Genomic DNA, 22424 nt, shown 5'->3' with positions numbered 1-22424 from the left:
GCCCCTTCGTTCAACTTCATGCCTGTCCCGCCGGGGGGAACGCGTCGCCTTGTCGGGCCTCTGCGCCCTTGCGATCGTCACGCCCGCCGGGGTTATTGCGGGCTGATACCGCGCAACTTCTCCGACCTGCGGCGGATCAATTCCAGGCTGCCCAGCAGCACCACGGCCAGAAGCAGGATCAGCGACGCCACCGACAGGATCGTCGGATCGATCGTGTAGCGAAGGTTGGTCCACATCTGCAGCGGCAGGGTCTTCTGGTCGGGACCCGCGATGAACAGCACGATCACCACCTCGTCGAACGAGGTCATGAAGGCAAACAGTGCCCCCGAGATGATCCCCGGCAGCACCAGCGGCATGACCACCTTGAAGAAGGCCACCCTCGGCGTCGCGCCCAGGCTGAGCGCGGCGCGGAAGAACTGCGGCTCCAGCCCCTCGAGCGTCGCGGTGACGGTGATCACCACGAAGGGCGTACCCAGGATCGCATGGGCGATGATCACGCCGACGTAGCTGTCGACGATATGCAGATAGGAGAAGTAGAAGAACAGCGCCGTCGCCGTGATGATCAGCGGCACGATCATCGGCAGCACCAGAAGCGAGGTGATGAAGGTCCTGAACGGCATATTGGGCCGCGTCAGGCCCAACGCCGCCAAGGTGCCCAGCGTGGTCGCGATCAGCGTCGCGATCGGCGCGATGATAAAGCTGTTCTTCAGCGCCAGCAGCCATTGATCGTTGGTAAAGAAGGTCTCGTACCACCGCGTCGAATAGGCCGAGGGCTGGAATTCCAGCATCCCCTTGGTGAAGGTGAAGTAGGGCGTCGCGTTGAACGACAGCGGCACGATCACCACCAGCGGCACGACCAGGAAGAACAGCACCACCAGCCCGTAGAAACGGAAGACGTAGAACCATCCGCGTTCCGCCGGGCTGAGGTAACCGGGAAGCTTCTTGGGCCTCATGCGATCGATACCTTTCCTTTGCCGGTGATCATTCCGTAAATCAGGAAGAGGATCAGCGTGACCACGGTCAGGATCGTGCCCAGCGCGGCGGCGAGGCCCCAGTTCAGCGATTGCTGAACGTTATAGGCGATCCGGTTAGAGATGAACTGCCCGTTCTGCCCACCGACCAGCTCCGGCGTGATGTAGTAGCCGATCGACAGGATGAACACCAAAAGCACGCCCGCGCCCACGCCCGAGACGGTCAGCGGCGCAAAGACCCGCCAGAAGGCGCGCCACGGATGGGCGCCCATCGAGACCGCCGCGCGCATGTAGCTGTCGGGGATCGAACGCATCACCGAATAAAGCGGCAGCACCATGAAGGGCAGCAGCACCTGGGTCATCACGATCACGGTGCCCAGGGCGTTGTTGATCAGTTGCGGCCGCGCGTTCTCGGCTACCATGCCGCTTTCGACCAGCAGCGAATTGACCACGCCATGCGATTGCAAGAGCACGATCCACGCGGTGATCCGCACCAAGAGCGAGGTCCAGAACGGCAGCAGCACCGCGATCATCATCAGGTTGGCCCGGCTCGCCGGCATGCGCGAGATCCAGTAGGCCAGCGGATAGCCCAGCACCAGTGTCAGCACGGTGACCAGGGCGGACATCCAAGCGGTGCGGATGAACAGCTTGATATAGATGCGCTCATACGAGGGCACGCGCTCGATATGCCCGGTGGGCGAGACCTGCATGTCGATCGCGGCCAGATAGTAATCGGCCGTGAACATGGAACTTTGCCGCTTCAGCAGGTTCCAAATCGGCATCTGGCCCCATTTCGGGTCGATCTTGATCAGCTCGTCCTTCCAGCTGGCCGGAGGGGTCTTGAGCTTGTTCGAGCGGAACGAGGTCTTGTTGATCACCCCCATCACGCCCGGCATTTCCTCGTTCAGCCGTTTCGCGACACGGCCGAAGGTGCGCGCCTTGAACGCCGCGGTCAGATCCTCGCCGACGGCGGCATAGGCCTTCTCGGGCGGCAGTTCCTTACCGTCCCAGGTGGCCAGCGCCGATACGGTCTTGGGCATGTAATCGCGAACCGCCGTGTTGGCGACGCTCAGCCAGACCATTCCCAGCAACGGGACAAGGAACATCACGGTGATGAAGGCCAGCAGCGGCAGCGTCAGCATGAAGGCCGTGCGGCGCTTCTTTGCCTCGGCCTTGCGCAGGCTCACCTTCAACTTGGAGGAGCCGGCCGAAGCCAGCTCCCCCGTTGCGACTGTCACATCAGCGCACATGGCCGGCCGATCAGCTTGCAAGCCAGGACGAGAAGCGCTGGCTCAGTTGCGGGCCGTAGTTCGACCAGAACGACGCGCTCTTGGCGATCGAGTGCTTCAGGTGCTCCGGCGAGGTCGGCATGTACTCCATCATCTTGATCTTGTCGTTCTTGTAGTAGGTCAGGTCGGACATCTCCGCGAAGGACGACTTGCGCGCCGGCGAATAGGCGATGTAGCGGGCCTGTTCCATCAGCGACTTGGTCGAGGTCGAGAAGCGCAGGAAGTCCATCGCCGCCTGCAGGCGGTCCTTGGGCAAGCTGGCCGGGATAGTCCAGCCGTCCCATTCGTAGATGCCGCCGTCCCAGATGAAGCCGAAGGGCTGGTCGTCGGCGGCGATCGCATTGAAGATCCGGCCGTTATAGGCCGAGGCGATCACGGCCTCGCCCTGCGCCAGCATCTGCGGCGGCTGGGCGCCCTCGCTCCACCACACGGCGTGCGGCTTCAGCTCGTCGAGCTTCTTGAAGGCGCGGTCGACGCCCTCGGGCTTGGCCAGTTCCTCGTAGATCTTGTCCTTCTCGACGCCGTCGACATAGAGCGCCCATTCCAGGTTGCCGGCCGGGATCTTCTGCAGCGCGCGCTTGCCGGGGAACTTCTCCAGGTCCCAGACATCCTTGACCGAGCTGGGCGCGTCGTTCTTGAAGGCCTTCTTGTTGTAGCCGAACATCGTGTTGTACGAGATCGTCGAGACATAGCCGCCCGAGGTCTCGCCCTCGGCGCCGGAGCCCAGCGATCCCAGGGTGAAGTCTTCGCTGGCGGGCTTGCCGTCGGGCGATTTGTCCAGGTCCTTGTCGAAGACGATTTCCTGCAGCAGGCCCTGTTCGTACAGGCGGTTCGCGTCAGCCTGCACCAGGTCGACGATATCCCACGAGACGTTGCCGCTTTGCTCTTGCGCGGTCAGCAGCGCCGGGCCGTTACCCGATTTCTCGATGTTGTTGAAGTTGACGCCGGTCTTCTTGGTGTAGGGCTTCTGATAGGCCTCGATCTGGCTCATCTGATAGGCACCGCCCCAGGAGCACAGGTTGATCTTGTCAACGCCCGCCGCCATCGCGCGCCGCGTGCCGATCAGCGTCGACAGAGAGGACAGCGAAACGACACCCGCCGTCGAAGCCCCAAGCGCCAGCAGGTCGCGGCGCGAAATGGGCAGACCGCGGTTTTCCGGATCCTTGGTCATGTTCAAAAACCTCCGATGTTGCAGGGCGTTAAACTCGCCCCTGGTTGAATTATCGCCAGCCCCGGCACGGCGGGCCCGGCCTATTGCGCGTCAAGTGCGCGCGCATCCTGCGGGGCCCAGCCGATCTTGATCTTCTGGCCGGGGGTCAGCTGCGTCTGTCCCTGGGTATTGCGCGACTTGATGATGAACTCGTCCGATCCCGCCACCTTCAGCCGGGTGCGGAAGATGTCGCCCATGTAGATGAATTCCAGCACCTCGGCTTCCAGCGTCTGGGCGCCCGGCGGCAGCAGTTCCTCGCGGTATTCGACCCGCTCGGGGCGGATCGAGATCAGCGTCTTCTGCCCCTTGGCGGTGACGTTCACGGCCGTGGCGCGGATTACCTCGCCGCTGTCAAGCCGGACCTGGGCGGTCTCGCCCTCGATCGCCTCGACGGTGCCGGGCAGCTTGTTGTTCTCACCGATGAACTGGGCCACGAAGCTATTGTCGGGGCTTTCATACAGCGTCGCCGGCGGGGCCAGTTGCTGAATGCGTCCGTCGTTGAACACCGCGATGCGGTCCGACATGGTCAGCGCCTCGCCCTGGTCATGGGTGACGTAGACCACGGTGATGCCCAGGCTTTCGTGCAGATGCTTGATCTCGAACTGCATATGTTCGCGCAACTGCTTGTCCAGCGCGCCCAGCGGTTCGTCCATCAACACCAGTTCGGGATCGAAGACCAGCGCGCGCGCCAGCGCGATGCGCTGCTGCTGCCCACCCGAAAGCTGCGAGGGACGACGATTGGCGAACTCCCCCATCTGGACCATGTCCAAGGCGCGCTTGATCTTCGACTCGCGCTCGGACTTGCCCATGCCGCGCACTTCCAGCGGAAACGACAGGTTCTCGCCCACCGTCATATGCGGGAACAGCGCGTAGTTCTGGAACACCATGCCGATCCCGCGCTTGTGCGGCGGGACCGAATTGATCGGGCGCCCGTCCAGGCGAATATCGCCCTGGGTGGCGGTCTCGAACCCGGCCAGCATCATCAGGCAGGTCGTCTTGCCCGAACCCGACGGGCCGAGCATGGTCAGGAACTCGCCCTTGCCGATCTTCAGGTTGAGGTCTTTGACGACAAGCGATTCGCCATCATAGCTTTTCTGTACACGGTCAAATTCGACAAACGCGTCGTTGTGGTCTTGAGCCACCTACTTCTCCCCGATGGTCGCGGCACTTCATGGTGCCTTTCTCAGTCCTGCCCGAGACAAGCAAAACCCGTCCCGCATTGCAACCTGCTTATCCTGTTTTCGATCGCAGGTCCGATATTGCGGTAAAAATAGTCAAGAAATGCCAGATCCGGCGGCCGAAACGGCGGGTTCCAGGGCGAATGCAGCCAAATCGCCCGTCCCGGAAGCAAGCTCCTGTCCAACCTGTCCAGCAGCGCGCGTCTCCTGGTGCATCGCCACACGCAACCCAGAATTGCGCCCCCCGGAATCATCACCACCCAAAGGGCATCCCCAGGCGATCGGCAGCGCCGCCAAGAACGCGCTGGTCGCGGCACGACCGCTTCGGGGCGAAACAGCGCATTGGTTTCGGCCCAGCGGATCAGCCCCCAAGGCCCGCCTTGGGCCGAAACGCGCGCCCTGTGCGGCCCTGTGCGGCCCTGTCCGCGCCGAAGCCGGGCAACAGCAGGGGATGCGGGGACTGGCCGCGGCGAAGGGCGCGGGGTGGCGGCCCGGCAAGAACAAGAAACCAGGGCCCGCGCGCCGGCGATCCTGCGGCCGTGGCGGTTTCGCGGTGTCCGCGTCCCCGGCACGCGGCCTCGTCCCGCCGCCGGGTTCAGACATCTTCCTTTGCCATCTCGGCAAGCCTGGTGACGGAGTTCAGGTTGCGCGCGGTCCCGGTTTCCATGCCGGCAAGCCAAAGCCGCGAACGCCCCATGCCCGAAGGGTAGTGGATGAATACCTCGCGCGGTCCCAGCCCAATCTCTTCGTCGCGCCGCCCCTTCGCCGTTGCGATGACATCCGCCGGCGGCGCGTGGTCCAGAAACAGGACCGCGACCTTGCTTGGTGACGCCGCCTTGAAGGGGTTGGCGCGGATCGCGTCGCGCAGATCCCGGGCATCCCTGACGACGATATCGAACGGCTTCCCAAACTGCGCACGCAGGGCGGATTCGAGCGCCGCCCTTGCCGCATCGGGGGCAAGCGTGGTGCGGAACAAGACATTGCCGGACTGGATATAGGTGCGAACGCCGTCGAAACCAACCGCCGCGCACAGGGCGCGAAGCTCGGCCATCGGCAACTTGCCGGTCCCCCCGACATTCACCGCCCGGAGAAAAGCAACCAAAATGGCCATGCGCCGGCGCCCCATGGTGTCGCGTCGTTCGCCCGATGTTAGCCGCCATTGACGAAGATGTCGCGCCTATCGGATCGCCGTCGGCGCCGGCGACGCCCCCAGGCACGGCCAGTTCGGCGCGCCGTGCTAGCCAATCACCTCGAAGCGGTCGACGTCGACCATGCCGTGATCGGTGATCTTGAGATGCGGAATCACCGGCAGCGCAAGGAACGCAAGTTGCAAGAAGGGCTCTTCCAACACAACGCCCAGGCCCGCGGCGGCGGCCCGCAGGCGGACCAGGGCGTCGCGCACCGCCTCGAAGGGTTCCAGGCTCATCAGCCCCGCGACCGGAAGCGCGACCTCGGCCACGACCTTGCCGCCCTGCACCACGACGAAGCCGCCCTCGATCTCGCCCAGCCGGTTCGCCGCCAGCGCCATGTCGTCGTAATCCACCCCGACCACCGCGATGTTGTGGTGATCGTGGCAGACGGTCGAGGCGATCGCCCCCGCCTTCAGCCCGAAGCCGCGCACGAATCCCGTGGCGATGTTGCCGTTGCGGCCGTGGCGTTCGACCACCGCGATCTTGATCAGGTCGCGCGCCGTATCGGGGCGCTTGTCGCCATCGCTGGGCACGATCGTCTCGGTCAGGTGCTCGGTGATGATCTTGCCGGGCAGGATGCCGATGACGGGCGTCTCGGCCCGGTTGCCCTTGGTGCGGAAATCCCGCGCCTCCACGCGGCGCGCCTTGACCGAATGCCGCGCGACCGGCGCGATCACCTCGCGCGCCGCGAAGGCGGCGTCGTCCACGATCACGCCGCCGCAGATCACCCCCGCCGCATGGCAGCCCTTCAGGCTGTCGATTCGCACGATATCGGCGCGCTTGCCGGGCGCGATCAGGCCGCGATCCTTCAGCCCGAAGGCCTCGGCCGCCGAAAGGCTGGCGGCACGGTAAACTGCCAGCGGATCGGCCCCCAGCGCGATCGCAGTGCGGATCATGTAGTCAAGATGCCCGTGCTCGGCGATATCCAGCGGGTTCCGGTCGTCGGTGCAGAGGCAAATATAGGGCGAATGGCGTTCGGTGATCAGCGGCGCCAGCGCATGAAGATCCTTCGAGACTGAGCCCTCCCGGATCAGGACCCGCATCCCCTTGCGCAGCTTCTCAAGCGCCTCTTCGGCCGTCGTCGCCTCGTGTTCGGTGCGGATGCCCGCGCTGATATAGGCGTTCAGGTCGCGGCCGCGCAGCAGCGGGCAATGGCCGTCGATATGGCGGCCCCGAAAGGCGCGCAGCTTGGCCATCGCGCCCGGATCGCGGTGGATCACGCCGGGGAAGTTCATGAATTCCGCCAGCCCGATCACCCGCGGATGATCCATCAGCGGGATCAGGTCCTCGGCCTCAAGGCGCGCGCCCGCGGTTTCCATATGGGTCGACGGCACGCAAGACGACAGGTTCACCCGGATGTCCATCACCGTGCGCGCCGAGGCGTCGAGGAAATAGGTGATCCCGTCCAGCCCCGCGACATTGGCGATTTCATGCGGGTCGCAGATTGCGGTAGTGATGCCACGGGGCGTGACGCAGCGATCGAATTCGAAGGGCGTGACGGCGGAGCTTTCGATATGCAGATGGGTGTCGATGAAACCGGGAACCAGGATCTCGCCGGAGCAGTCGATCTCGTGCCGGCCCTGGTAGCGGTCGAAGGTGCCCACGATCATGTCGCCGCAGATCGCCACGTCGGTGTCGACCAGTTCGCCGCTGATCAGATCGAACACCCTCCCTCCCTTCAGCACCAGATCGGCAGGCGTCTCTCCCCGCCCCTGCGCGATTGCCCGTTCCAGATCCGCCCGCATCTTCGACTCCGCCTCCGCTTCTGCCTTCGCCGTTCCCATCCTGCCGCAGATTGCGCGCAGTATGCGGGGAAGGTCCACCCCCCGGGCCACCGGGGCACCGGGCGCGGCAAACCGCCCCGCTCACCTTGACTTGAGCGGCCCGGTTGCACCATCTAGACCCTCAACCAGAAGAATTTCGGGCCATACCGGCCGCGCCAACGAGAAAAGAGACCGCCCCGGGATGCCCCTTTCCCTGATCGCCGCGCTGCCCTTCCTCGGCGCCCTGTTCCCCGCGCTGATGGCCCGTGCCGGGCGCAACACCTGCGCAGGCGTGACCGGCGCCTTCACCGCGCTGGCGCTGCTGGGCTTGCTGCTGCACGCCCCGGCGGTGCTGGCAGGCCACGAGATCGTGCAGCGTATCGCCTGGGTGCCGCAGATCGGGCTGAACGCGAATTTCTTCCTCGACGGGCTGGGATTTCTCTTCGCGCTGCTGATCCTGGGGATCGGGCTGCTGATCATCCTTTATGCGCGGTTCTATCTGGACCCGAAGGATTCGATGGGCGAGTTCTACACCTATCTGCTGCTGTTTCAGGGCGCGATGGTGGGCATCGTGCTGTCGGACAACATCTTGCTGCTGCTGGTGTTTTGGGAACTCACCTCGCTGTCGTCCTTCCTGCTGATCGGTTTCTGGAAACACCTGGCCGAAGGCCGGCAGGGCGCGCGCATGGCGCTGGCGGTGACCGGCATGGGCGGGCTGGCGATGATCGCGGGGATGCTGATCCTGGGCCATGTCGCGGGCAGCTACGACATCAGCGAGATCCTCAAGCATCGCGAAGAAATCCAGGCCTCGCCGCTGTTTTTGCCGGCGATGCTGCTGATCCTGACCGGCGCCTTCGCGAAATCGGCCCAGTTCCCGTTCCACTTCTGGCTGCCGCACGCCATGGCCGCGCCGACGCCGGTGTCCGCCTATCTGCATTCGGCCACCATGGTGAAGGCGGGGCTGTTTCTGATGGCCCGCCTCTGGCCGATCTTCGCGGGCCGGCCGGAATGGTTCTATATCGTCTCGACGGTGGGCCTGCTGACCATGGTGATGGCCGCCAAGATCGCGCTGTTCAAGGACGATCTAAAAGCGCTGCTGGCGTTCTCGACGGTGTCGCATCTGGGGCTGATCACTTTCCTTCTGGGGCTGGGCACCAAGGCGGGCGTGATCGCGGCGGTGTTCCACATCATCAACCACGCCACCTTCAAGGCCGCGCTGTTCATGACCGCGGGCATCGTCGATCACGAAACCCACACCCGCGACGCCAAACGCCTGGGCGGGCTGATGACGCTAATGCCGATCACCTTCACCATCGCCACCATCGCGGGCCTGTCGATGGCCGGCATCCCGCCCTTCAACGGCTTCATCTCGAAGGAAATGATGCTAGAGGCCGCAGCCCATACCTACTGGCTGGGCAATCCCTGGATCCTGGGCGTGGTAGCGACATTGGGGGCTATATTTTCGGTCGCCTATTCGCTGCGTTACATCGCCCATGTCTTTCTGGGGCCCGTGCGCGAGGACTACCCGTCCAAACCGCATGATCCGGTCTTTGGGATGTGGGCCTCGCCCGGGGTGCTGGCAGCGCTGGTGATCGCGATCGGCCTGTTCCCGATGACCGTTGCAGGCTGGATCGTCACGGCCGCGGCCAACGCGGTGACGGGCAGCGCCGTGCATCCGGAACTGGCGCTGTGGCATGGGATCACCCCGGCGCTGTGGATGTCGATCATCGCCATATCGGGCGGCGCGCTGCTGGTCGGGCTGCATGGCCCGCTGGAGCGCCTGTGGCTAGCCACGCCGAAGCCCGAGGCGAAGCGGATCTTCGACGCGCTGATGGCGGCGGCAACCGGCGCCGCGCGCGGGGTGACCGAAGGGCTGCACAACGGCGCGATCAGCCGCTACCTGACGATCTTCTCCGTCACCTGCATCCTGGCCGGGGTCTATGCCTACGCCGGCGGCAGCGTCTCGGCCGGCCACCATGCCCTGACACCGCTGGAACCCGTGCCGCTGATCGCCTGGTTCGCGCTGATGGCGGCCACGGTGGCGGTGGTGATGTACCATCACAACCGCCTGCTGTCGCTGGTGCTGGTGGGGATCATCGGACTGATGGTCTCGATCGCCTTCGTCTACCTGTCCGCCCCCGACCTGGCGCTGACCCAGATCTCGGTCGAGGTGGTGACGGTCATGCTGCTGCTGCTGGCGCTGAACTTCCTGCCCAAGACCACGCCGAAGGAAAGCTCGGCCCCGCGCAAATGGCGCGACGGGATCATCGCGATCGCCGGCGGCCTGGGTGTCGGCGCGCTGATCTATGCGCTGATGATCCGCGATTTCGCCTTCAAGACGATCTCGACCTATCAGATGGCGCATTCCAAGCCCGACGCGGGCGGCGAGAACGTGGTCAACGTCATCATCGTCGATTTCCGCGGCTACGATACCTTCGGAGAGATCACCGTGCTGGGCATCGCCGCGATCGCGATCTATGCGCTGACCGACGCGCTGTTGCGCGGGCCCGCAAACGCCCGGCTGCGCGGCTGGGTGCCGGATCTGAAACGCGCCGGCGACCGCCATCCGCTGATGCTGGTGGTGGCGACACGGGTGATGATGCCGATCGCGGTGCTGGTGGGCATCTTCATCTATCTGCGCGGCCATAACGAGCCCGGCGGCGGCTTTGTCGCGGGGCTGGTGATCGCCATCGCGCTTCTGATGCAATACATGGCCTCGGGCTTTGCCTGGGCGCATCTGCGCCAGCGCTTCAACTATCAGGCGCTGATCGGGCTGGGGGTGCTGGCCGCCGCGGTCACGGGCATCGGCGCCTTCTTCAACGGGCGGCCGTTCCTGACCTCGGATTTCGGGCATTTCTACATCCCCTATCTGGGCGAATTCGAGCTGGCCACAGCAATGGGCTTCGATCTGGGCGTGTTCCTGACCGTGGTCGGCGCGGTGATGCTGGCGCTGGCAAGCCTGTCGCTGATCGCCCGCCGCGCCGGCGAGACCGTGAACCGCGCCCCGATGAGCACCGACCCGCGCGAAGACGCGCCCGAAGCCACCCCCGAGAACAAGCCCGGCACCGATGTCGCGCCCGATGGCGACGGCCCGCCGCCCGCGCCGGAGGGCCGCTGATGGAACTTCTTGTGGCCAGCGCGGTGGGCATGATGACGGCGGCGGGGATCTATCTGTTCCTGCGGCTGCGCACCTTTCCGGTGATCCTGGGGCTGGCGCTTCTGTCCTATGCGGTGAACATGTTCCTCTTCGCCACCGGTCGGCTGATCGTCGGCGCCCCGGCGATCCTGTCGCTACATCTGAAGGAATATACCGATCCGTTGCCCCAGGCGCTGGTGCTGACCGCGATCGTCATCTCCTTCGGGATGACGGCGCTGGTGGTGATCCTGTCGCTGGGTGCCTATCTGGAAACCGGCAACGACCGCATCGACATGGAAGAACCCCTGGACGCGGCCCAGGTGGATCCCGCGCAGGCCACGCCCGAGGACGGGCCCGAACACCACCCCGCCGGGCCGGAGGACACGCCATGAGCCTGAGCGAATGGATCATCGCCCCGGTCCTGATCCCGGCAGTGCTGGCGCCGCTGATGGTGCTGCTGATGCGCTTCGACATGCAGTTGCAGCGGATATTCTCGGTCGCGGGCACCGTGGCGCTGGCGGCCTTGGCGCTGTGGCTGCTGATCGGGGCCAGCAACGGGCCGATCCTGGATTACCGGTTGGGCAACTGGCCCGCGCCCTTCGGCATCGTCCTGGTGCTCGATCGGCTGTCGGCGATGATGCTGGCGCTGACCGCGGGGCTGGCGTTGCCGGTGCTGCTTTATGCGATCGGCAGTGGCTGGGACACGCGGGGGCGGCATTTCCATGCGCTTTTCCAGTTCCAGTTGATGGGGATCAACGGCGCCTTCCTGACCGGCGACGCCTTCAACCTGTTCGTCTTCTTCGAGGTCCTGCTGATCGCCTCCTATGGCCTCATGATCCATGGCGGCGGGGCCGAGCGGATGAAGGCCGGCGTGCAATATGTCGTCTTCAATCTGGCCGGCTCGACGCTGTTTCTGTTCGCGCTGGGGACGATCTACGCGGTCACCGGCACGCTGAACATGGCCGATCTGGCGAACAAGGTGGCAGCGCTGCCGCCGGGCGACACCGGGCTGATCCGCGTGGGCGCGATCCTGTTGCTGCTGGTCTTTGCGGTGAAGGGCGCGCTGGTGCCGCTGCAGTTCTGGCTGCCCAACACCTATTCCCACGCACCCGGTCCGGTGGCGGCATTGTTCGCCGTGATGACCAAGATCGGTGCCTATGCGATCTTGCGGGTCTTCACCCTGATCTTCCCGCCGGAGACGCCCGCCACCGGCACGCTTTTCGCCGACCTTCTGCTGCCCGCCGCGCTGCTGACGCTGGCGCTGGGGATAATCGGCATCATGGGCGCGCGGCAATTGGCGCGGCTGGTCAGCTTTGCCGCGATCGGGTCGATGGGAACGCTGTTCATCGCCGTCGCCCAGTTTTCCCCCGAGGGCAACACCGCCGCGCTTTACTACGCGGTCCATTCGACCCTGGCGGCGGCGGTGCTGTTCCTGATCGCCGACCTGACCATCGCGCGGCGCGGCGAGGCCGGCGGCGCGCTGCGCCCCGCGCCCAGGATCGCTGATGCCGGGCTGATCGCGGCCTTCTACTTCGCCGCCGCCATCGCCATGGCGGGAATGCCGCCGCTGTCAGGCTTCGTCGGCAAGCTGCTGGTGATGCAGGCCACCTGGGGCCACCCCGGTCAGTGGCTGATCTGGGCCACCATCCTTGTCACCTCGTTGATCGCGATCCTTGGCCTTGCGCGCGCTGGCAGCACGCTTTTCTGGAAGGCCAACGCGATCGCCCCCGGTGGGCGGATCTCAGAGCCGGAGCCGCGCGCCGCCCTGCCCTTCGTCGCCACCGGCCTATTGTTGGCCGCGCTGGTCGCGCTGACGATCTTCGCCGGGCCGGTGACGGGCTGGATGCAGGGCACCTCGGCCCAGCTTCTGGACCGCGCGGCCTATGTCACCGCCGTCCTGGGCCCGAAATAGGAGGCGCCGATGTTCCTGTCGCGGCTGGTTCCGCACCCGTTCCTGACGCTTCTGCTGACCTTCGTGTGGATGATGCTGATGAACAGCGTCTCCGCCGGCGCGGCGGCATTCGGCCTGTTTCTGGGGCTGGTCGTGCCGTTCCTGACCCAAAGCTACTGGCCCGACAGGCCGCGCATCCACCGGCCGCTGAAGATCGTCGAATATATCCTGGTGGTGCTGTATGATATCGTGACTGCCAATATCACCGTCGCCCGGATCGTGCTGTTCGTGCCGCGTGCCCGGCTGCAACCCGCCTGGGTCGTGATCCCGCTGGAGCTGCGCAGCCCCGAGGCGATCACCGTCCTGGCCGGCTCGATCACCTTGACGCCGGGGACGCTGACGGCAGAGGTATCCTCGGACGCGCATTCAATTCTGGTACATTGCCTGCACGCCCCGGAACCGGACGCGGTACGCGACGAGATCAAGCAGCGCTACGAGCGCCGCCTGCTGGAGATTTTTCCATGATCGATCATGCTCTGCAATTCGCCATGTCGTGCTACGGACTTGCGCTGGTTCTGAACCTCTACCGCATCTTCCGCGCGGCGGGCGTGCCGGACCGGGTGCTGGCGCTGGACACCATGGTGATCAACGCGATCGCGCTGCTGACGCTGCTGGGCATCAAGGAAGGCACCACGGTCTATTTCGAGGCCTCGATGCTGATCGCCATGGTCGGCTTCGTGTCGACCGTGGCCTATGCCAAGTTCATGTTGCGCGGCGACATCATCGAATAGGGGCGGCGAATGGAAATGGCGTTTGAAATCGGGGTCTCGACGCTGCTGGTCATCGGCGGCGCGCTGGGGCTAATCGGCTCCTACGGGTTGATCAAGCTGCCCGATCTGATGACCCGGCTGCATGCGCCGACCAAGACCACGACGCTGGGGGTGGGCGCGGTGCTGATCGCCTCGATGCTATGGTTCGCTGGGCGCCACGGGCAGATCAATTTTCACGAGTTGCTGATCTCGATCTTCCTGTTCCTGACCGCGCCGCTGACTGCGAATTTCATCGCCAAGGCGCATCTGCACCGTACTGGCGGGTACGCGGATCTGCCGCCGCCCGGCGACGGTGCCGTCTGGGCCGGTCAGCAGCCCCCCGAAGACGAACAGGTCGACGAGCCTGCCATCCTGCCCGAAGAAGGCGTGGGCGACGCGCTCTGACCGGCCCGCGGCCCATCGCCCGAGCGCCTTGCCAACCCCGGGGGGCGCGGATAGGGTGCCGGCCAATTTCGGAGGGGTCCGCAGGGCCCCCGCCGCTTCATGCAGGGCGCATTCCACGCGCCCCCACACGAGAGGAAGACGATGTTCGCGACGCCCGCATTTGCCCAGGCCGCCGGTTCCGCCGGAGCCACCAGCGCCCTGACCAGCTTCGTCCCGCTGATTCTGATCTTCGGGATCATGTATTTCATCCTGATCCGCCCGCAGCAGAAAAAGGTGAAGGAACACAAGGCCATGGTCGAAGCCGTGCGGCGCGGCGATCAGGTCGTCACCCAGGGCGGCATCCTGGGCAAGGTCACCAAGGTCAAGGACGACGGCGAGGTCGAGGTCGAAATCGCCGAAGGCGTGCGGGTGCGCGTCATCCGCTCTACCATTTCTCAGGTCATCTCGAAGACCGAGCCGGCCTCCTGAGGACCTCAGCGGAGCGCGCAAATGCATATCTCCATGTGGAAACGGGCATTGATCGTGCTGGTCTGTCTGACCGCACTGTTCTTCGCCATGCCCAACCTGTTTTACAACCGCGTACAACAGCATAACGACGCGCTTGTGAAGGTGCACAAGACCGGCACCACGACCGCCGCCGAAAAGGCCGCGATCGACGGCTGGCCGTCGTGGCTGCCCTCGTCGATCGTCAATCTGGGCCTGGATCTGCGCGGCGGCGCCTATCTGCTGGCCGAGGTGCAGCTGAAGAACGTCTATGTCGATCGCATGAACGCGCTTTGGCCCGAGGTACGCGACGCGCTGCGCAAGGACCGAAACACCATCGGCGGCGTGCGCCGGGTGCAAAGCCCGCCGGGCACGCTGAAGGTCAAGATCGGCAATCCCCAGGGCATGCAAGAGGCGCTGTCGGCGATCGGCAAGCTGGCGACACCAGTGGTATCGCTGACCAGTGTCGGCGAAAAGGATCTGGCGATCACCCAGGACGGTCCGGACGCGATCACCATCCAGCTTTCGGATGCCGAAAAGAAGGCCACCGACGAGCGCACGGTGCAGCAATCGCTTGAAATCGTACGCCGCCGGATCGACGAATCCGGCACCCGCGAACCGACGATCCAGCGCGAGGGCAACGACCGCATCCTGATCGAGGTGCCGGGCATCAGCTCGGCCGGTGAGTTGAAGAAGCTGATCGGCACCACCGCGAAGCTGACCTTCAACCAGGTGATCCGCCAGACCTCGGACAAGAACGCCAATCCCGGCATCGGCAACGAATTGCTGCCGGCGTCGGATCAGCCGGGTGTCTATTACGTCGTCAACGCGACACCCGTCGTCTCGGGCGGTGAACTGACCGACGCAGAGCCTTCGTTCGACCAGAACGGGCGCCCGGCGGTCAACTTCCGCTTCGGGCCCTCGGGGGCGCGGCAGTTCGGCGATTACACCGCCGCCCATGTCGGGCAGCCCTTTGCCATCGTGCTGGACAAGAAGGTGATCTCGGCCCCGGTGATCAATGAGGCGATCCGCGGCGGATCGGGCATCATCACCGGCAATTTCACCATCGAAAGCTCGACCAACCTGGCGGTGCTCTTGCGCGCGGGTGCCCTACCCACCAAGCTGACATTCCTCGAGGAGCGCACCGTCGGCCCGACGCTGGGCGCTGATTCGATCGCCGCGGGCAAGCTGGCGGCGATGGTCGGCACCGCCGCGGTGATGGTGTTCATGGTCGCCGTCTATGGCATGTTCGGCTGGATCGCGAACTTCGCGCTTGTCCTGAACATGGCGATGATGTTCGGGGTGCTCTCGGCCATCGGCGGCACGCTGACGCTGCCGGGCATCGCCGGCATCGTGCTGACCGTCGGCATGGCGGTGGACGCCAACGTGCTGATCTACGAACGCATCCGCGAGGAATTGCGCGTCTCGAAAGGCCCCGCGCGGGCGATCGAGCTGGGCTATGAGCGCGCGTTGTCGGCGATCCTCGATTCGAACATCACCACCTTCATGACGGCGGTGATCCTCTACTGGCTCGGCGCCGGACCCGTCCGCGGCTTCGCCATCACCCTGGGACTCGGCATCCTGACCTCGGTCTTCACCGCCATCTATGTGACGCGGCTGGTGATTGTGCTCTGGTTCGAACGCCGCCGTCCCAAAACCATCGTGGTGTGATCATGCGCAGGCTCAAACTCGTCCCCGAAAAGACGAATATCGACTTCTTCAAGATCGCTGGCGTGACTTTCGGCGGCTCGGTCGTGCTGACCATCGCCTCGATCGTGCTGTTCTTCGCGGTCGGGCTGAATTACGGCATCGACTTCAAGGGCGGCACCACGATCCGGGTGCAATCGCAGCAACCGATCAACGTCGGCAAGTTCAGAAATGCACTGCAGCCGCTGAAGCTGGGCGACGTGATGATCACCCAGGTGTTCGACCCCAATTTCGGCGCCGAGAAACATGTGGCGATGGTGCGCGTCCAGGCCCAGAACGGCCAGCAAAGCATTACCCCGCAAACCACCCATGAGATCGAGGCCGCGCTGAAGAAGGTCGACAACACTGTCACCTTCCCGTCGATCGAAAGCGTCGGACCGAAGGTGTCGCAGGAACTGATCAAGACCGCGCTCCTGTCCGTCGTGGTGGCCGTCGCGGCGATCATCTTCTACATCTGGCTACGCTTCGAGTGGCAGTTCGCGATGGGCGCGGTCGCGGCAACGGTCCATGACGTCGCGCTGACCATCGGCATCTTCGTGGTGTTCCAGCTGAAATTCGACCTGTCGATCGTGGCGGCGATCCTGACGATCGTAGGCTATTCGATCAACGACACCGTGGTCGTCTTTGACCGGGCCCGCGAGAACCTGATCAAATACAAGAAGATGCCGCTGCGCGACCTGTTGAACCTTTCGGCCAACGAGACGCTCAGCCGGACCGTGATGACCTCGGGGACCACGTTGATCGCGCTGATCGCGCTGCTGGTGCTGGGTGGCGACGTGATCCGCAACTTCGTCTTCGCCATGACCTGGGGCATCGTCGTGGGCACCTATTCCTCGATCTATGTCGCCAAGAACATCGTGCTGATGGTCGGGGTGAAGCGCGACTGGTCCAAGCCCACCGACAAGGGCGCGGGCACCCAGTTCTCCAAGGGCAAGGTGTGAACCTTCCACTGGTCCCGGACCTCGGCGGTCCGGGGCTGGCGCTAATGGTCGCCGCCGCGGCGATCGCCGGCCTTGTTCGCGGCTTCGCGGGCTTCGGCTCGGCCCTGGTGTTCATGCCCTTCGCCGGCATGGTGTTGTCGCCCTTCGCCGCGATCGCCGCTCTGGCCGCCATGGATCTGGTCGGCAGCCTGCCCAACCTGCCGCGCGGCTGGCGCGAGGGCCACCCGCGCGAGATCAGCTTTCTCGCCCTGGGTTTCGCGCTTTTGCTGCCCGTGGGGCTGGCGCTGCTGACCGCGGTGCCGACCGAGGTGTTCCGCATCGGCATTTCCGTGACCGCGCTGACCGCGCTGGCGCTGCTGCTCGCGGGCTGGCGCCATGTCTGGCACCCGCGCGCCGGTGGGCTGGTAGGCGTGGGCGCGCTGTCGGGCTTTCTTTGCGGGGCCACCGGCATCGCCGGGGTGCCGGTGATCCTGGTGCTGATGACCGGGCCGCGCGGGGCCGCGCATGTGCGGGCCACGCTGATCCTCTATCTGGCGCTGGTCGACGCGGGCGTGCTGGCGGCGCTGGCGATCATGGGGCGGCTCGATCTCGGCGGCTTAGTGCTGGGGGCGCTGCTGCTGGTCCCCTTCACCCTGGCCACCGTCGCCGGCGCCGCTATGTTCAGACCCGAGCGCGAGCGGATCTATCGCCGGCTCGCCAATCTGATCATCCTGGGCTCGGCGCTGGCCGGGCTGCCGATCTGGGGGGGCTGAACGATGCGGCTGAACGAGGTGGATTACGGCGCGGGCAGGCCGGTGGACGGCTACGGGCCCGCCTTCTTCCGGATCGGCGGCGCGGTGATCGAGGGCGCGGCATTGGTCACGCCCGAAGGCGCGGGACCTTGGGGCGGGCTGGACGATGCCGCCGCGCTGCTGGCGCTGGCGGGGCGGATCGACGTGATCTTCATCGGCATGGGCGCCGAAATCGCCCCCCTGCCCCACGGCCTGCGCGACCGGCTGGAAGCCCAGGGCCTGGGGGTCGAGATCATGTCCTCTCCCGCCGCCTGCCGCAGCTACAATGTCACCCTGTCCGAAGGCCGCCGCGTCGCCGCCGCCCTGCTGCCGGTGGGGCAGGCATCCTTCTAGTTCGCGTGCGGCGCGGCGCGGGCCTTCCCCGGCGCCCGGCAATCGGCTAGGGCTGTCGCATGGAACTTCGCGTGACCGATCTTGCCTGTGCCCGTGGCGGACTTCCGGTGCTGGAAGGCGTCTCCTTCGCGCTGGCCGCCGGGCGGGCGCTGATCCTGCGGGGGCCGAACGGGGTGGGCAAGACCACCTTGCTGCGTACCCTGGCCGGGTTGCAACCGGCGCTGGAGGGCAGCGTGTCGCATCCGCCCGAAACGATCGCCTATGCCGCCCATGCCGATGGGCTGAAAGCGACGCTGAGCGTGGCCGAGAACCTGGCCTTCTGGGCGCGCATCTTCGGCACCGGCGACATCGCCCCGGCGCTGGACCGGATGCATCTGCGCGATCTGGCCGACCGCCCGGCGCAGAACCTTTCGGCGGGGCAGAAGCGGCGCCTGGGGCTGGCGCGGCTGCTGGTCACCGGCCGGCCGATCTGGATGCTGGACGAACCTACCGTGTCCCTTGACACAGCCTCGGTCGCGCTGTTCGGGGCGGTGGTGCGCGAACATCTGGCGGGCGGAGGACTGGCCTTGATGGCCACCCATATCGACCTGGGGCTGGACGAGGCCGAGGTGCTGGAGCTGTCGCGATTTCGCGCCGATCCGCGCCGCGCCGCCGATGTCTTCGACCACGGATTCGACGAGGCTTTCCTGTGATCGGCCTGCTGTTGCGCGACCTCAGGCTTGCGGTGCGCGCCGGCGGCGGCTTCGGCCTGGGCCTTGCCTTCTTTCTGATCGTGGTGGTGCTGGTGCCGCTGGGGGTGGGCCCCAAGGCCGATCTGCTGGCCCTGATCGCGCCCGGCATCCTGTGGGTCGCGGCGCTGCTGGCCTGCCTGCTGTCGCTCGACCGGATCTTCGCGCTGGATCATGAGGACGGCTCGCTCGACCTGCTGGCCACCGCGCCGATACCGCTGGAGGGCGTCGTCACCATCAAGGCCTTGGCGCATTGGCTGACAACCGGCCTGCCGCTGACGCTGGCCTCGCCGCTGTTCGGGCTGCTGCTGCACCTGCCCGGGCCGGCCTATCCCTGGCTGATGGTCAGCCTCGGGCTGGGAACGCCCGCGCTGTCGGTGATCGGTACCTTCGGGGCGGCGCTGACCGTCGGTCTGAAACGCGGCGGGCTGCTGCTGTCGCTGCTGGTGCTGCCGCTCTATGTTCCGACGCTGATCTTCGGCGCCGAAGCGGTTCGGCGCGGGGCCGAGGGGCTGTCCGCGACGACACCGCTGGTCCTGCTGGCCGCGATCACCCTGGGCTCGATCGCCGCGCTGCCCTTCGGCTCGGCGGCGGCACTGCGGATCAACCTGCGCTGACCCTGCGCCGCTGCGCCGCATCCCGTGCAATTGAGTTGAGCGCCACCGCATTCCGCCCTACACAATGAGCCATGACGTCGATCTGGGAATACGCCAACCCCAAGAAGTTCATGCAGACCTCGGGCCGTTTTCTGCCCTGGATCGCGGGACTTGCGGCCCTGTGCATGGTGGGCGGGCTGATCTGGGGCTTCTTCTTCACCCCCAACGACTACAAGCAGGGATCGACGGTCAAGATCCTGTTTATCCATGTCCCCTCGGCGATGATCGCGATCAACGGCTGGGGCATGATGCTGGTCGCCTCGCTGATCTGGGTGGTGCGGCGCCACCACGTCAGCGCGCTGGCCGCCAAGGCCGCGGCGCCGGTGGGCATGGTGATGACCCTGGTCGCGCTGATCACAGGCGCCATCTGGGGGGAACCGATGTGGGGCACCTGGTGGGCCTGGGACCCTCGGCTGACTTCGTTCCTGATCCTGTTCCTGTTCTACCTGGGCTATATCGCGCTCTGGCAGGCGATCGACAATCCCGACACCGCCGCCGATCTGACCTCGGTGCTGTGCATGGTGGGTTCGGTCTTCGCCTTCCTGTCACGCTTTGCCGTGGATTTCTGGAACCAGGGCCTGCACCAGGGGGCAAGCATTTCGCTGGATGGGCGCGACGACATGGCGAATGTGTTTCTGTTCCCGTTGCTCACCTGCATGCTGGGCTGGGTGCTGTTCTTCCTGACCCTGGTGCTGCTGCGCACCCGGACCGAGATTCGTGCCCGCCGCCTGAAGGCGCTGATCGCGCGCGAGAGGATGGGGTGATGCCGGACCTGGGGAAATATGCGGTCACGGTGCTGTCGGCCTATGGCGCGGCGATCACGTTGATCGTGGCGCTGGTGGTCTGGACGCTGTGGCGTGGCGCACGGATGCGCAGACTGCTGCGCGAGGCCGAGGCGCGGAGGGCGCGGAATGGCTAGGATAAGCGCCCTGGCGATCCTGCCGCCGGTGATCTTCGCGGGCCTCGCGGTGATGTTCTACGTCTCGATGAACCGCGACCAGCAAACCCTGCCGTCGATGATCGTCGGCAAAGAGGCGCCTCCGGTCGTGCTGACCCAGTTGGGCGATTCTCCGCCCTTCACCGATGCCACGCTGCGCAACGGCAAGGCGAAGCTTGTGAACTATTTCGCCAGTTGGTGCGCGCCCTGCCGGGCCGAGGCGCCGACGCTGGCCAAGATCGCGGCCTCGGGCGTGACGATTTACGGGGTGAACTACAAGGACAAGCCCGCCGACGCGCTGGGGTTCCTGGCCCGCTACGGCATGCCCTATACCGCGATGGGGGCCGACGCGCGGGGGCAGATGGCGATCAACTGGGGCGTCTATGGCGTGCCGGAAACCTATGTGATCGACGGCCAAGGCAAGGTGCTGCTGCGCTTCCCGGGCCCGATTACCGAAAGCGTCTGGCACCAGATGATCGAACCCGCCCTGGCCCGTGCCAAGGCGGACGGCACCGCCGCCACCCCGGCGCCGGCGGACGGCACGGCGAACTGAGGCCCGCCCCGCGCCGCCCCCCCCTTCTTGCGGGTCGAAGAGGCCCCGCACCCGGCCGGAACAGGGACTGGCCGAACGCCGCGTCCTGCTTGCGCCAACACTGCCCGCGCGGGGCGGAATTTTTTCCTCACGGCCCACGATCGGGTCTGGGCATTACCCATTTGTGACGCCAGTGTGACCGGCAACGTCCCGTCCAGCCGCCCGAGTCGCGCAATGCGTCTGCTCATCTCCTTCGCCGCCCTCTTCGCCTCGGTGCTGCTGTTGCAGCTTGGCTCTGGCGGGGTGGCGCCGCTTGACGCGGTCTCGGGGCTGGAGCTGCATTTCACCAAGGCCCAGGTCGGCATGCTCGGCTCGGCCCATTTCCTGGGGTTTTTCATCGGCTGCTGGTGGGCGCCGCGGCTGATGGGATCCATCGGTCATTCGCGGGCCTTCGCGGCCTGTGCCTCGGCCGGCGCGATCGGGATGCTGGCGCATATGATGTGGGTGGACCCGATGGCCTGGGCGGGGTTCCGGGTGCTTTCGGGCCTGTCGGTCGCGGGCTGTTACACGGTCATCGAAAGCTGGCTGCAGGGCAAGCTGACGAATGAAACCCGGGGCCGCGCGACCGGCGTCTACCGGGTGGTCGACGTCTCGGGCAGCCTGGTCGCGCAGCTTCTGATCAGCGTGCTGCCGCCGGCAAGCTACATGTCCTACAACCTGCTGGCGATCTTCTGCTGCGCCGCGCTGCTGCCGCTGACCCTGACCCGCGCCGACCAGCCCGCGACCCCGGCGGCGCCGCGGCTGCGGCCCCGCCTGGCGTTCGAATGCTCGCCGCTGGGGTCGATGGGGGTGATCGTCTCGGGGATCACGGGGGCGGCGTTTCGCATGGTCGGGCCGATCTACGGCATCGCCGTGGGCCTGTCGACCGGTGAGATCGCGCTGTTCCTGGCGGCCTATGTCGCCGGCGGCGGGCTGGCGCAGATCCCGGTGGGCTGGCTGGCCGACAAATACGACCGCCGGATGATCCTGGTCTGGCTGTCGATCGGCGCGATCCTGGCCTGTTTCGCCACCATCGCGCTGTCGGGCGCAGGCACGGCGGGGGTGATGATCGGCGCGGGGCTTTTCGGCTTTACCACGATCCCGATCTATTCGGTCGCCTCGGCCCATGGCCACGATTACGCACGCCCCGACCAGCGGGTCGAATTGTCGGCGGCGCAGATGTTCCTGTATGCCGTCGGCGCCATCGCCAGCCCGGTGGTGATGTCGGCGCTGATCGCGGCACAGGGGCCGAAGGCGATGTTCGTGCTGATCATGGCGGTCCATGCGCTGCTGATCGTCTTCGGCCTGACACGGATGCGCGCAAGGCCCTCGGTCGCGCGGACCTCCTATGTCTATGTGCCGCGCACCTCGTTCCTGATCGGGCGGCTTTTGGGCAAGGCGCGCGACCGCGCCCCGGGCGAGGCCGGCGAATAGG

At 65.9% G+C, this 22424-nt stretch carries 23 protein-coding genes; 17 read left to right on the top strand and 6 right to left on the bottom strand.

Annotation, left to right across the window (positions count from 1 at the left end; all coding sequences use genetic code 11):
- Window positions 1-92: 92 nt before the first annotated feature.
- The 6 genes from BLV97_RS12560 to ade all read right to left on the bottom strand — a co-directional run bounded on the left by BLV97_RS12560 (window position 93) and on the right by ade (window position 7583).
- Window positions 93-953, bottom strand: coding sequence for an ABC transporter permease (locus BLV97_RS12560; protein WP_035846504.1), 861 nt, complete (start codon window positions 951-953; stop codon window positions 93-95).
- Window positions 950-2158 (bottom strand): ABC transporter permease, encoded by a 1209-nt coding sequence (locus BLV97_RS12555; protein ID WP_244521019.1) that lies wholly within the window; start codon window positions 2156-2158, stop codon window positions 950-952. Before BLV97_RS12555 ends, BLV97_RS12560 begins: the two co-directional genes overlap by 4 nt.
- A 73-nt stretch (window positions 2159-2231) precedes the next feature.
- Complete coding sequence (locus BLV97_RS12550; protein ID WP_051646313.1) at window positions 2232-3431, bottom strand: extracellular solute-binding protein; 1200 nt, start codon at window positions 3429-3431, stop codon at window positions 2232-2234.
- An 80-nt stretch (window positions 3432-3511) separates the two neighbouring features.
- Window positions 3512-4612, bottom strand: a complete 1101-nt coding sequence (locus tag BLV97_RS12545; RefSeq protein ID WP_035846500.1) for an ABC transporter ATP-binding protein — start codon at window positions 4610-4612, stop codon at window positions 3512-3514.
- 631 nt (window positions 4613-5243) lie between these two features.
- Window positions 5244-5759 (bottom strand): DUF1697 domain-containing protein, encoded by a 516-nt coding sequence (locus tag BLV97_RS12540; RefSeq protein WP_035846498.1) that lies wholly within the window; start codon window positions 5757-5759, stop codon window positions 5244-5246.
- Window positions 5760-5885: 126 nt separating this feature from the next.
- Window positions 5886-7583: an adenine deaminase gene (gene ade / locus BLV97_RS12535; RefSeq protein WP_035846496.1), complete on the bottom strand. Its 1698-nt coding sequence runs from the start codon at window positions 7581-7583 to the stop codon at window positions 5886-5888.
- A 220-nt stretch (window positions 7584-7803) separates the two neighbouring features.
- Here ade and BLV97_RS12530 point away from each other — a divergent pair, with 220 nt between their 5' ends.
- The 17 genes from BLV97_RS12530 (at window position 7804) to BLV97_RS12450 (ending at window position 22423) form a co-directional block, all read left to right on the top strand.
- Window positions 7804-10719, top strand: coding sequence for a monovalent cation/H+ antiporter subunit A (locus BLV97_RS12530; RefSeq protein ID WP_081825200.1), 2916 nt, complete (start codon window positions 7804-7806; stop codon window positions 10717-10719).
- Window positions 10719-11129: a Na+/H+ antiporter subunit C gene (locus tag BLV97_RS12525; protein ID WP_051646312.1), complete on the top strand. Its 411-nt coding sequence runs from the start codon at window positions 10719-10721 to the stop codon at window positions 11127-11129. The genes BLV97_RS12530 and BLV97_RS12525 overlap by 1 nt, the downstream gene beginning before the upstream one ends.
- Window positions 11130-11131: 2 nt before the next feature.
- A complete protein-coding gene (locus tag BLV97_RS12520; RefSeq protein WP_035846527.1) occupies window positions 11132-12649 on the top strand; it encodes a monovalent cation/H+ antiporter subunit D in 1518 nt (505 codons plus the stop codon).
- Window positions 12650-12658: 9 nt separating this feature from the next.
- Entirely contained in the window at window positions 12659-13153 is a 495-nt protein-coding gene (locus BLV97_RS12515; protein WP_035846494.1) for a Na+/H+ antiporter subunit E, read from the top strand.
- Window positions 13150-13419: a K+/H+ antiporter subunit F gene (locus tag BLV97_RS12510; protein WP_035846492.1), complete on the top strand. Its 270-nt coding sequence runs from the start codon at window positions 13150-13152 to the stop codon at window positions 13417-13419. Before BLV97_RS12515 ends, BLV97_RS12510 begins: the two co-directional genes overlap by 4 nt.
- A gap of 9 nt (window positions 13420-13428) precedes the next feature.
- Window positions 13429-13842 carry a Na+/H+ antiporter subunit G gene (locus BLV97_RS12505; protein ID WP_035846489.1) on the top strand — a complete coding sequence of 138 codons (414 nt, stop codon included), beginning with the start codon at window positions 13429-13431 and terminating at the stop codon, window positions 13840-13842.
- A gap of 141 nt (window positions 13843-13983) precedes the next feature.
- Entirely contained in the window at window positions 13984-14310 is a 327-nt protein-coding gene (yajC, locus tag BLV97_RS12500; RefSeq protein ID WP_051646311.1) for a preprotein translocase subunit YajC, read from the top strand.
- 21 nt (window positions 14311-14331) lie between these two features.
- Window positions 14332-15996 carry a protein translocase subunit SecD gene (gene secD, locus BLV97_RS12495; RefSeq protein ID WP_035846485.1) on the top strand — a complete coding sequence of 555 codons (1665 nt, stop codon included), beginning with the start codon at window positions 14332-14334 and terminating at the stop codon, window positions 15994-15996.
- 2 nt (window positions 15997-15998) lie between these two features.
- Window positions 15999-16973, top strand: a complete 975-nt coding sequence (gene secF / locus BLV97_RS12490; protein WP_035846484.1) for a protein translocase subunit SecF — start codon at window positions 15999-16001, stop codon at window positions 16971-16973.
- The gene (locus tag BLV97_RS12485) at window positions 16970-17725 is read left to right on the top strand and encodes a TSUP family transporter (RefSeq protein WP_143037528.1); all 756 of its coding nucleotides are present in this window, start codon (window positions 16970-16972) and stop codon (window positions 17723-17725) included. The genes secF and BLV97_RS12485 overlap by 4 nt, the downstream gene beginning before the upstream one ends.
- Before the next feature lie 3 nt (window positions 17726-17728).
- The gene (locus BLV97_RS12480) at window positions 17729-18097 is read left to right on the top strand and encodes an Mth938-like domain-containing protein (protein ID WP_035846482.1); all 369 of its coding nucleotides are present in this window, start codon (window positions 17729-17731) and stop codon (window positions 18095-18097) included.
- A 59-nt stretch (window positions 18098-18156) separates the two neighbouring features.
- Window positions 18157-18789, top strand: a complete 633-nt coding sequence (gene ccmA, locus BLV97_RS12475; protein ID WP_035846480.1) for a heme ABC exporter ATP-binding protein CcmA — start codon at window positions 18157-18159, stop codon at window positions 18787-18789.
- Window positions 18786-19442 carry a heme exporter protein CcmB gene (ccmB, locus tag BLV97_RS12470; RefSeq protein ID WP_035846478.1) on the top strand — a complete coding sequence of 219 codons (657 nt, stop codon included), beginning with the start codon at window positions 18786-18788 and terminating at the stop codon, window positions 19440-19442. The genes ccmA and ccmB overlap by 4 nt, the downstream gene beginning before the upstream one ends.
- A gap of 71 nt (window positions 19443-19513) precedes the next feature.
- Entirely contained in the window at window positions 19514-20245 is a 732-nt protein-coding gene (locus BLV97_RS12465; RefSeq protein ID WP_035846476.1) for a heme ABC transporter permease, read from the top strand.
- Window positions 20242-20400 carry a heme exporter protein CcmD gene (gene ccmD, locus BLV97_RS12460; protein WP_373296462.1) on the top strand — a complete coding sequence of 53 codons (159 nt, stop codon included), beginning with the start codon at window positions 20242-20244 and terminating at the stop codon, window positions 20398-20400. Before BLV97_RS12465 ends, ccmD begins: the two co-directional genes overlap by 4 nt.
- Window positions 20393-20971 (top strand): DsbE family thiol:disulfide interchange protein, encoded by a 579-nt coding sequence (locus tag BLV97_RS12455; protein WP_035846472.1) that lies wholly within the window; start codon window positions 20393-20395, stop codon window positions 20969-20971. The genes ccmD and BLV97_RS12455 overlap by 8 nt, the downstream gene beginning before the upstream one ends.
- Before the next feature lie 213 nt (window positions 20972-21184).
- On the top strand, window positions 21185-22423 hold the full coding sequence (locus tag BLV97_RS12450; RefSeq protein WP_035846470.1) for an MFS transporter: 1239 nt from the start codon (window positions 21185-21187) through the stop codon (window positions 22421-22423).
- The last annotated feature ends 1 nt before the right edge of the window (window position 22424 follow it).

The sequence above is a fragment of the Allgaiera indica genome (assembly GCF_900106675.1).
Lineage (GTDB): Bacteria > Pseudomonadota > Alphaproteobacteria > Rhodobacterales > Rhodobacteraceae > Acidimangrovimonas > Acidimangrovimonas indica.
Note: the sequence above shows the minus strand (reverse complement) of the source record. Positions and strands in the feature narration are given on the sequence as shown.